This window comes from Tannerella sp. (genome assembly GCF_030528505.1).
Lineage (GTDB): Bacteria > Bacteroidota > Bacteroidia > Bacteroidales > Tannerellaceae > Tannerella.
The window spans coordinates 1-6,134 of the sequence record NZ_JAUMYS010000102.1 but is presented as its reverse complement, the minus strand read 5'-3'; the positions used below and the strand labels follow the sequence as shown (position 1 = coordinate 6,134).

Here is a 6,134-nt window from a genome sequence, read left to right as displayed (position 1 = left end):
AATGGTACACGCCGAATCATGTACCCAGTATGACAATTAACCATTGACAATTAACAATTAATTAATGGTAACTCCGAACAGTGTATCGCGTAGTTTGGGATAAAGGCATGACACGATAAATTTCAAACAGGACTTTCAACTCTAAAACATAAATTTTCCATCGGAAATTTGTTTTATTGGAAATATATATTTATCTTTGCGCCATTATTTCCGTTGGAATACAATAGAACATATCATAAAATAGAAGATTGATTCAAGATGAAATACATGATTATAGGCGGCGTTGCGGGAGGAGCAACCGCAGCGGCAAGGATTCGACGCGCGGATGAGTTGGCGGAGATCGTACTGCTTGAAAAAGGAGAATACATCTCGTATGCCAATTGCGGCTTACCTTATTATATTGGCGGCACGATCGCGGAGCGCGAAAAACTGTTTGTGCAAAAGCCCGAATCATTCGGTCGTCGGTTTAAGATCGACGTAAGGATTGAAAACGAGGCCGTAGCCATTGATCCGTCGAAACAGACGGTGACTATACGGCGTGCAGATGGTTCTTCGTACACGGAAACGTATGACAAACTATTGCTTTCTCCCGGTGCATCAGCCATCCGTCCGCCGTTAAAAGGGATTGACGGCAATGGGATTTTCACGCTTCGGGATGTAGAAGACACCGACCGGATCAAGGCGTACATCACTTCGCACAAGGTAGAAAACGCGGTGATTGTCGGAGCCGGATTTATCGGTCTGGAGATGGCCGAGAACCTGCACCAAACAGGAGCCCATGTGTCTGTTGTCGAGATGGGTAACCAAGTGATGGCACCCGTCGACTTTTCGATAGCCTCGCACGTTCATCAACATCTGTTGCAAAAAGGAGTATCGCTTTTCTTGGAGCAGAGTGTCGAAAGTTTTGAACGCAAGGGAGACAAGATAGAAGTCGTCCTTAAGAGTGGTAAAACGCTTACGACCGATATCGTGATACTCTCCATCGGCGTCCGTCCCCGTACCGAATTAGCGAAGAAGGCCGGAATAGCGCTCGGCGAGACCGGAGGTATACGCGTAGATGAATACCTCGAAACCTCGGTAAAAAACATCTATGCCATAGGAGACGCCATCGAGTATCCGCATCCCCTGACAGGCAAACCTTATTTAAACGTCCTCGCCAATCCGGCCAATCGGCAAGGGCGAATCGTGGCGGACAATATGGTCTTCGGAAATACAACGAAATACGAAGGTGCGATGGGCACGTCGATTGCGAAAGTTTTCGACCTGACGGTTGCTTCGACAGGCCTGGCCGGCAAACGCCTTAAACAGTTGGGCATGGATTATGCCGGGTCCACGACGCATTCCGTTTCTCACGCGAGCTATTATCCCGACGCGTTGCCTTTGACCGTCAAGCTCACGTTTCACCCTGAAACGGGCAAACTCTATGGTGCACAGGCGGTAGGATATGAAGGAGTGGACAAACGCATCGACCAGATTGCGCTGCTGATCAAAAACGACGGCACGATTTACGATTTGATGAAAGTCGAACACGCGTATGCCCCGCCCTTCTCGTCGGCCAAAGATCCGATAGCCATCGCAGGTTACGTGGCGAATAATATCGTCAGCGGAACGATGCCGGTCGTTTCATGGCGCGATGTCGTACGGGCAGACCGTGACAAGGTGTTCCTGCTCGATGCGCGTACTCCGGCAGAATATGGATTCGGATCGATCGAAGGCGCGGTAAATATCCCGATCGACGATTTGCGTGACCGCCTCGACGAAGTTCCCAAAGACAAAGAGATTTATACATTCTGCGCAGTCGGGCTTCGCGGTTATCTGGCGCAACAAATCCTGCAGGCAAACGGCTTCACGCGAGTAAAAAACCTTTCGGGAGGCTATAAAACTTATTCCACCGCCGTCGCGCCCTTGTTCAATCAGCCGGCGCCGGCCCCCTCAAAGCATAACGTTAATATGGAAAATCAAGTAAAGAATGAAAGCAAAGTTATCCGGGTCGATGCCTGCGGGCTGCAATGTCCGGGACCGGTGATGAAACTTAAACAGGCCATCGATTCGATCGGCGAAGGCGAGCGCATTGAAATGGTAGCCACCGATCCCGGGTTTGCCCGCGATGCTCAGGCATGGTGTAACACGACGGGGCAACGTCTGATTTCGATGGCAGACGAGAAAGGCAAATATACGGTTGTCATCGAGAAAGGCGGATCGCAAGCTTGCCGGACGGTGACATCGTGCGATGGCAAATCGAAGACCCTGATCATGTTCAGCGACGATCTCGACAAGGCGCTGGCCACGTTCGTACTGGCCGGAGGAGCAGCCGCCACAGGACATAAAACGACGATATTCTTTACGTTCTGGGGACTGAATGTCATCAAAACAGTATCGAAGCCGAAGGTCAAAAAAGATATCTTCGGACGCATGTTCGGGATGATGCTGCCGTCCAGCTCCCTGAAGCTCCATCTCTCCAAAATGAGTATGTTCGGAATCGGCGGCAAGATGATGCGCCATATCATGAAGCGAAAAGGCATCGACTCGCTCGAGACGTTGCGTCAGCAAGCCATTGATCTCGGAGTAGAGTTTATCGCTTGCCAGATGTCGATGGATGTGATGGGCGTGAAACGCGAGGAGCTACTCGACGAAGTCACCGTGGGCGGAGTAGCCACCTACATGGAACGCGCGGAAGAAGCGAACGTCAATCTATTCATATAAATATACAACAGCAATGGAAACAAAATCATTAAAAAAACACGGGCTTACCCTGCTCGGCACCCTGCTGGGAGGCGTGGGAGGATTCCTGTATTGGAAATTCGTAGGCTGTGCAAGTGGTACTTGCCCCATCACGGCGTCGCCCATTGGCAGTGTCATTTGGGGAGCTGTCACAGGCGGCCTCTTATTCAGCATGTTTAACAAACCATCTAAATAATCGACCCAATGAATAAATTATTTTTAATTTTATTTGCTTCGGTGGCGATGATCGCCTGCGGCAACAAAGAAGCCAAACATAATCATTCTGAAAACGAAGAAAAAATGAAAACAGTAGAATTAACAAAAGCAGAGTTTTTAACGAAAGTAGCGAACTATGAGACGAATCCGTCGGAATGGAAATATCTGGGCGACAAGCCGGCTTTGATCGATTTTTATGCTTCCTGGTGCGGTCCGTGCAAAATGATTGCTCCGATCCTCGAAGAGCTGGCTGCCGAATATGGCGACAGCATCGTGATTTACAAGATCGACACCGAGAAAGAGCAAGAGCTGGCCGCGGCCTTCGGCATCCGTTCCATCCCGTCGTTACTGTTCGTACCGATGAACGAGCAACCTCAGATGAGCATGGGCGCCATGGGTAAGGCCGAACTGAAAAAGGCCATCGACGAGATCTTGCTGAAGAAGTAATTGTGATGCCGGACGATATGGATAAGCTATGTAAGATAAGAGATGTGCAGCGAAGCATCATCGCTTTCGAACAGCGGTTCGTGAAACGCTACGGGATCTGCCTCAACGAGGGGATGCTCCTCTGCTCGCTTCAAAAGTCGGAACGCTTATCTTCCGGCGAACTTGGCGAGTTGTTGGGACTGACCCCGTCGAACACGTCGAAAGTCATTGCATCGGTCGAGGAGAAAGGATTGATCACCCGCATCCTCGGCACGGCCGATAAACGGCAAATGTATTTCTCCCTGACGGAAGAAGGACGACGGAGAATCGCATCGATCTGTTGCGAGGAGGTGGAGATTCCGGAGCTCTTGAACGAAATCACCGCTTCGTAGAAGTATACAGAAAATACACCTTATCAACACCTATTTAAGGCCTTTGCACCGGTTTTTCTCAAAAGAAAGTCGGTGTAAAGGCCTTTTTAACAGGTGAACCGACACACGCCACATACGCCCCAAACCGAAAGTCCGACGACAAACGACGACACGGCAAAAAAACGACCGAATAATCTGAAAAAAATTGTACGTCGGCGATAAAGTGTTTACTTTTGCGCGACAATCGAAAGATATGGGAGCAAAGTTTTTGATTACAGCCGAAAGTAACAACCGGACCGAGATGCTGAAGAAAAAAATCATTCAGTATTATATAGCGAATGGCGATACGACAATCGCCGAACTGTGCAGAGAAGTAGACCTGAGCGTGCCGACCGTCACGAAACTTATCGGCGAGCTGCAGGAAGACGGCTATATTCTCGACTTCGGCAAGCAAGACACAAGCGGTGGACGCAAACCGAACATCTACGGACTGAATCCCGATTCGGGCTACTTTATCGGAGTCGATGTGATGCGCGATCGCGTGCATCTGGCAGCCGTCGATTTCAAGGGCGGACGCCTCAGGATAAACGAAAACGTCTCCTACAAACTCGAAAACACCCGCGAAGCACTCGATACCTTGTGTGAAATTATCCGTCAGTTCATCAACGTGCTGCCCATCCCTCGCTCCAAAATATTAGCTATCGGCGTGAACATATCGGGACGCGTCAATCCCATGTCGGGCTACAGTTACAGCATTTTCTATTTCGAAGAAAAACCGCTTGCCGAACTTTTCGAAGAAATACTCGGCATCAAGACCTACGTCGAGAACGACTCGCGGGCGATGGCTTACGGCGAATACATGCAGGGAGTCGTGCAGGGCGAAAAGAACGTCCTCTTCCTCAACCTGACGTGGGGACTGGGGCTCGGCATCATCGTCGACGGACGCCTCTATTACGGAAAATCGGGCTTCTCCGGCGAGTTCGGACACTTCTGTCTTTTCGATAACGAGATTCTTTGCCATTGCGGCAAAAAAGGATGTCTCGAAACCGAGGCTTCGGGGGCAGCGCTCTACCGGCATCTTGTGGCACGCCATAAGGAAGGTAGCAGCACCATTCTGGCGCCACGCCTCGAAAGCGGCGAACCGATCTCGCTGGCCGATCTGATCGAGGCCATCCGGAAAGAAGATGTTCTTTGTATCGACATCCTCGAACAGATTGCGTTGAATCTCGGAAAAAGCATCGCCGGACTGATCAATATTTTCAACCCCGAGCTTGTCGTGCTCGGCGGCGCGCTCGCCGCAACGGGCGACTATATCCGCCTGCCCATCCGAAGCGCCATCAAGAAATATTCGCTGAATCTTGTCAGTCAGGATACGGAGATTAGGCTCTCCCGCCTTCAAGAGCGTGCCGGCGTGATCGGCGCCTGTCTCCTCTCGCGCAGCAAAATACTGGGACTGATCTGAAGAAATAAGGATAAGTGATCAGAGATTACTTCAATTATGTTCTTATCCTGAAGTCCACTTCTTCAGGACAGGAGTATATCGGACAAACGAATATCTAATTCCAACCCTGACACAAAAAACCGAGAATCTTATTCTTCAATCAACTCCTTATGATCAATCGAGTTGCCATTACCAACGGTTTTACAAACTAATTTATGGGTCTTACCTTTCACTACCAGATGGCTTCCGGCCTTGGCCGATACCTCCAACTTCTGGGCATTCACCCAAACAGTACCATGTGACGAGGTGCCTGACACCTGCAATGTGTCGACGGTAAGCGGCTGCTGCATCTCAATAGTCGAAAAATTTAAACTAATGCTACGCACCGCATTCGTATAAACCCACACCGTGTCTTTAGGCATACGCCCGTTGGGGTCTTTAATCCTTAACGCAAAAGAGTTCCCTTTCGTTTCTTGTCTGAGGGTGTGTCAAAACGCAATGTTTGGGCACACCCTCTTTAGGTGTGTAAGAATGGGTGAAATTGGGGGGCGCTAAGGATGAGAGCGAGGGAGCATACTAACGTATGTGACCGAGCTCACATTCTGCAAGCAACGAAGCCGTTCGCCCGTTATGACACACCGCACACTTTAACCTTGAACACAGTGGATGAAACAAACACGACTCTATAACCTTTGAAATAGAATCGTTACGTGAGTTCGGGATAAAAAAAGTCTTATAAAAGTTGGTAATCATAGGATTGTTTTGTATCTTTAATCTTGAAAAAATAACAAATTACAAAAATATGCCCATATGATTACCAAGGATAAAATTACGGAAATATTTTGCATGCTTAGGGTGGGTTTAGCAAGAATTATGATGCGGAAATGCAAAATCATTCACTTCTTACAAGTTCCCCAAAGGCTCGTAGACGTCGCAAAGCCTCACTTAGCGACAGTGAG

At 49.1% G+C, this 6,134-nt stretch carries 6 protein-coding genes; 5 read left to right on the top strand and 1 reads right to left on the bottom strand.

Annotation, left to right across the window (positions count from 1 at the left end; translation table 11 throughout):
* Positions 1 to 258: 258 nt before the first annotated feature.
* The 5 genes from Q4A89_RS11475 (at position 259) to Q4A89_RS11455 (ending at position 5,196) form a co-directional block, all read left to right on the top strand.
* Positions 259 to 2,703, top strand: coding sequence for an FAD-dependent oxidoreductase (locus Q4A89_RS11475; protein ID WP_303185630.1), 2,445 nt, complete (start codon positions 259 to 261; stop codon positions 2,701 to 2,703).
* A 13-nt stretch (positions 2,704 to 2,716) separates the two neighbouring features.
* Positions 2,717 to 2,917 carry a hypothetical protein gene (locus tag Q4A89_RS11470; protein ID WP_303185629.1) on the top strand — a complete coding sequence of 67 codons (201 nt, stop codon included), beginning with the start codon at positions 2,717 to 2,719 and terminating at the stop codon, positions 2,915 to 2,917.
* A 47-nt stretch (positions 2,918 to 2,964) separates the two neighbouring features.
* Positions 2,965 to 3,384, top strand: coding sequence for a thioredoxin (trxA, locus tag Q4A89_RS11465; protein ID WP_260425477.1), 420 nt, complete (start codon positions 2,965 to 2,967; stop codon positions 3,382 to 3,384).
* A 17-nt stretch (positions 3,385 to 3,401) separates the two neighbouring features.
* A complete protein-coding gene (locus tag Q4A89_RS11460; RefSeq protein WP_303185633.1) occupies positions 3,402 to 3,755 on the top strand; it encodes a winged helix DNA-binding protein in 354 nt (117 codons plus the stop codon).
* Positions 3,756 to 3,987: 232 nt separating this feature from the next.
* A complete protein-coding gene (locus tag Q4A89_RS11455) occupies positions 3,988 to 5,196 on the top strand; it encodes an ROK family transcriptional regulator (protein ID WP_303185628.1) in 1,209 nt (402 codons plus the stop codon).
* A 128-nt stretch (positions 5,197 to 5,324) separates the two neighbouring features.
* Here Q4A89_RS11455 and Q4A89_RS11450 read toward each other — a convergent pair whose 3' ends face one another.
* Positions 5,325 to 5,618, bottom strand: coding sequence for a DUF2807 domain-containing protein (locus tag Q4A89_RS11450; RefSeq protein WP_303185632.1), 294 nt, complete (start codon positions 5,616 to 5,618; stop codon positions 5,325 to 5,327).
* Positions 5,619 to 6,134: the final 516 nt, after the last annotated feature.

What these genes read in the sequence shown, in the direction of transcription:
- Q4A89_RS11455 (WP_303185628.1), top strand. Translation starts at nt 3,988, where the DNA reads ATGGGAGCAAAGTTTTTGATTACAGCCGAAAGTAACAACCGGACCGAG.
- Q4A89_RS11475 (WP_303185630.1), top strand. Translation starts at nt 259, where the DNA reads ATGAAATACATGATTATAGGCGGCGTTGCGGGAGGAGCAACCGCAGCG.
- Q4A89_RS11470 (WP_303185629.1), top strand. Translation starts at nt 2,717, where the DNA reads ATGGAAACAAAATCATTAAAAAAACACGGGCTTACCCTGCTCGGCACC.
- Q4A89_RS11460 (WP_303185633.1), top strand. Translation starts at nt 3,402, where the DNA reads ATGGATAAGCTATGTAAGATAAGAGATGTGCAGCGAAGCATCATCGCT.
- trxA (WP_260425477.1), top strand. Translation starts at nt 2,965, where the DNA reads ATGATCGCCTGCGGCAACAAAGAAGCCAAACATAATCATTCTGAAAAC.